This window comes from Actinosynnema sp. (assembly GCF_052038725.1).
This window is the reverse complement of sequence record NZ_JBQGCX010000249.1, coordinates 1-4,350: the sequence shown is the minus strand read 5'-3', so window position 1 is coordinate 4,350 and position 4,350 is coordinate 1. Positions and strand designations below refer to the sequence as shown.

At 76.9% G+C, this 4,350-nt stretch carries 2 protein-coding genes; one reads left to right on the top strand and one right to left on the bottom strand.

Features of this window, described 5'->3' with window-relative positions; all coding sequences use genetic code 11:
• Positions 1–746 (top strand): P1 family peptidase (locus tag ACTUAL_RS04850; RefSeq protein WP_440899403.1); only part of this gene is annotated, 746 nt, incomplete at its 5' end.
• Between the two features lie 10 nt (positions 747–756).
• Here ACTUAL_RS04850 and ACTUAL_RS04845 read toward each other — a convergent pair.
• Positions 757–4,104, bottom strand: a complete 3,348-nt coding sequence (locus tag ACTUAL_RS04845; RefSeq protein ID WP_440899402.1) for a hypothetical protein — start codon at positions 4,102–4,104, stop codon at positions 757–759.
• Between the last annotated feature and the right edge of the window lie 246 nt (positions 4,105–4,350).

Sequence of the window (4,350 nt, the reverse complement as noted above, 5' to 3'; positions counted from 1 at the left end):
GGCGGACGGGGGGCCGCGCCTTCGGCTGGGCCGCCGCGCGGGGGGCCGCCGCCGAGGTGGGTGGCGGGGTGGTGCGGGGGGCCGCGCTGTTCGCCCTGGGGCGGGGTGGGGACTTCGGGGCGCGGCCGGACGCCTCGTTCGGGGCGCTCGCGGTGCGGGCGGCCTCGGTGGAGGCGCCGCAGGGCAACGTCGGCGCGGGCACGGGCGCGCTCAACGTGGCGCTCAAGGGCGGACTCGGGACCGCGAGCGCGGACCTGGGCTGCGGGGTCGTGGTGGGCGCGATCGCGGCGCTCAACGCGGTCGGGCCGTCCTACGCGCCGGACGGGCTGCCGCTGGCCGCCGGGCTGGGGCTGCCCGGCGAGTTCCCGAGCGCGATCCTGGACCCGGCGGTGGCGCCGGCGCCGCCGGCGCCACCGGCGTTCAACACCGTCATCGGCGTCGTCGCCACCAACGCGGCCGTGCCGCCGTTCGCCCTCGCCGCCGCCGCGCAGGACGGGCTGGCGCTGGCGGTCTCCCCGGCGCACGGCACGGCCGACGGCGACACCGTGTTCGGCGCGGTGACCGGCGCGCGCCAGGCCCCGCCGGACGAGGTGCTGCGCGCCGCGTCGCGGGTGTTCGCCCGAGCGCTGGTCCACGGGCTGCTGGCCGCCGAACCGGTCACCACCCCGCGGGGGCGCCTCACCGCGCACCGGGAGCTGTTCCCGCGCACCCACGCCGCCCACCGCGGCGCCCACCGCGGCGCGTGAGCGCCCCCGCTCACCTCGCCGACCACCGCCCGGCCACCGCCCCGCCCCGCACCCGCTGCGCGTACGGCGTCGACACGTACCCGACCAGGTCCAGCACCCCGCCGGTCTGCCGGTCGACCTCCCGCCCGAACGCCAGCATCGAGTCGTCGATCCGCCCCATCAGCCACGCCAGCAGCAGCACCACCACGTCCGACAGCACCCCGACCTGCACCGGCATGTCGTCGCGCCGCCCGGCGGTCACCGCGCTCGCGAAGTCCGTCATGCCCCGCTGCGTCAGCTCCGCCGACCCGATCTCGATGGCCCGCTTCATCGAGTCCACGACCAGCGGCACCAGCGCCTGCCACACGTCGCGCTCCACGACCTCGCACACCAGCCCGCCGCACAGCGCCGTCGTCCACAGCGCCCCGGCGTCCCCGGCCCGCACCGCGCCGACCGCCAGGTGCGGCAGCAGCTCGGCCCCGCGCTCCAGCGACCCGCGCGCCACCAGGCCCTCCACCGCGCTGCGGTAGTGCCGCAGCGCCTCGGCGTGCTCGCCCCTCCTGGTGAGCAGCCGCCCGGTCTCGTCCTGGAAGCGGGCGAACTCGCCGGGCGCGTCCTGGTGCTCGGACAGCGACAGCCCGGCCTTGGTGTAGCTCAGCGCCGCCGCCAGGTCGCCCCTCGCCTCGTGGCAGCGCGCCAGCTCCCCTATCACCCGCAGCTCCGTGGCCGGGTCGCCCTGGGCGCGCACCAGCTCCAGCGCGTCGGTCCCGGCCTCTATGGCGCCGTCCGGGTCGCCCAGCTCGCGCCGCAGCGCGCACTCGTCCACCTTGAACGCGGTCTGCCGCACCCGGTCGCCGCGCACGGCCGCCAGGTCGTGGCCGATGACGGCGTGCTTGAGGGCGGTGTCCAGGTCGCCGGTGCGGCGGCCGAGGTCGTTGAGCGAGGAGCAGGCGTGGAACTCGGTGTCCCGGTCCCCGGCGGCGACGGCCGCCCGGTACGCCTGGGACGCCAGTCTCAGCGCCTCCTCCGGTCTGGGCTCCAGCGCGGCCATCCGCAGCAGCACCCCGGCCCGGTCCGGTCCGGCGTCGCCGTAGGACGCGCTGCGCCCGTAGTCGGCCAGCGCGGCGCCGTGGTCGCCGCCGTGCTCGTGCAGCGCGCCGGTGCGCTCGTAGCGGGCCGCCCAGCGGCGGTCCGCCTCGGCGGGGGGCAGGTCCAGCGCGGGCAGCGCCTTGTCGATCTTCTCGACGACCTCGGCGGCGTCGGACAGGTCGCCCGCGAAGGACAGCTCGTCGAACAGGGTGTCCACGTAGGCCTCGGTCCCCGAGGCCGGGGTCGTCTCGGCCGCTCTGCGCAGTGCACTCATCTCCCGGTGGACCACCTTCCGCAGCACTTCCTCGCCGCCGTGGTCCACGCCCGCCAGCAGGGCGCACCCGGTCAGCGCTGACTCTCCCTCACCGGGTGCGCCCGCGCGCCACCGGTCCAGCCTCCCGTTCGCGGTTCCCGCGTACAGGTAGGAGCGCTCGATGCCGCCGGGCAGCCCGGTGTCCACGACGGCGCGCGCGGCGGGCACCTCGCCCGCGGTGAGCCTGCGCACCACGACGCGGGTGAAGTCGGCCGCCAGGTCGGGCGGGATGCGCCACAGCGCGCCGACGTAGCCGCGCGCGCCGACCCGCAGGTACTCGCGCGCCTGGTCGGTCCACGACAGGCAGGAGTTGTTGAGCACCACGGGCTGGTGCGGCAGGTCGAGCGCGTGGGCGACCAGCCACGGCGGCAGCGGGCTCCCGTCGAGCAGGGCGTTGCCCTCGGCGTCGTGCGCGTTGACCGCCAGCACCTCGACGGGCAGGTCGGCGGCGAGGGCGGCGACCACGGGCAGCGCGGTCTCGGCGCCGGTGAGCACCACCGGGTGGGTGACGTGGGCGGCCCGGTCGGCGGGGGCTGCGGGGAAGCCGGGGTCGACCAGGAGGGCGAACGCGCCGCGCGGGCGGCAAGCGCCTTCCCGGTGCAGCTCGGTCAGCACGACCAGCGCCGGGTCGGTGGTGACGTGCCCGATGGGCTTGCGAGCCCAGCTCCCGGTGGCGGTGCGCACGAACGGGTAGGGCAGGCCCGCGGTGAACGCGGTCAGCCGCCGCTCCCCCACCGCGTGCACGGCGTCGGCGGGCACCTGCGCGGTGACCACGGACTCGACCGCCGGGTAGGGGTCGTGGCCGCCGGTCGACAGGTAGCGCCACAGCGCCTCGCCGACCGCGATGCCCTTGACGGCGTCGCCTATCGCGCTGGCGGCCTCGGTGACCCGCGCCTGCTCCTCGGCGACGACCCGGCCGACCTCGTCCAGGTCCGGCTGGGGCGTGGTGACCAGGCGGGCGCCCCGGTGGTGGGCGTAGCAGGCGGCGACCAGGTCGTCGGCCTCGCCGGTGGTCTCCACCAGCACGGCCTCGTCGCCGGACTCGGGTCCGGCGGCGGCGAACCGGTCGCCCAGCGGGTCGGCGCGCTCGGTGAAGCGCAGCGCGGACCCGGTGCGCAGCGCGGTGTACAGGGCCTGCGCCGGGTCGTCGCCGGGCGCGGCCTCCAGCACCTTGGCAGGTTGCCGCCCCTCGCCGTGCAGCAGCGCCCACACCTCGTCGGTGAGGTCCTCGCCGAGCAGGTCGGGCTTGAGCAGCCGCACGTGCTCCATGCCGTCGAACACGTGGGCGGCCTGCGGCGGCGGGTCGGCGAGCACGACGGCGCGGCGCACGCCGGTGGCGCGCATGAGGTCGGCGAGCAGCGAGTTGCGGTTGTTCCAGGAGCGCAGCGGGCCGGTGTCGGGGCCGGGGGCGTCGAGCTCGTCGTCGTGCTCGCCGGGCAGGGCGTGCCTGCCGCCGGCGGGTGGCGGGCGGTCCAGGGCGACGACGGGGGTGAAGCGGTCGCCGGGCAGGCAGGACACCACGACGGCGGCCTCGCGCGCCTGGTGCGCCCGGCACACCACGACGGTGTCGGACACCGCGTACTGGGGTTCGCTGACCACCTCGACGTCGATCTCGGCGGGCCCGGCGGGCAGCGCGACGACCACGCCGTCCTCGGTGGCCGAGACCTGACCGGTGGAGGTCACCCGCACGGAGGTGCCGGTGGGCAGGGCGAACTGGACGCCGTCGCCGTCGACGGAGGCGTCACCGGGGACGTGCAGCCGCCACTCGACCGGTTCGGCCAGGTCGTAGCGCTGGCGCAGCACGGCGCGCAGCGGGTCGCCGTGGTCCTCGGCGACCGCCAGCTCGCGGGTGCCCACGTCTATCGACATGGCCTCGGCGAGGGGCAGCGGCGGTTTGCCGTGCGCGTCCAGCAGGACCGCCCGCACCAGTCCGGTGGAGAAGCGGAAGCGGATTCCGTGCGGCGGTCCAAGATCCACGGCTCACATACCCTCTGGCAGGTGGCGGGCGTCCACAGCGGCCTCCGTGCGACGTCCGAACGAGTGGTGGCTGGCAGAACGTACGCCACGCCGGTCACGATTGAGTCGCGCGGACCACCAACCGGAGGTGAATCCGCGTGATTGCGGGGCGGTGGGCCCCCGGTTCAGCCGCCCTGATCGCTGCGGACCGAGGGCACCTGGTGGCCCCAGGCCGCCCGGCTCTGGTCCCGACCGAGGCGTTTGGCC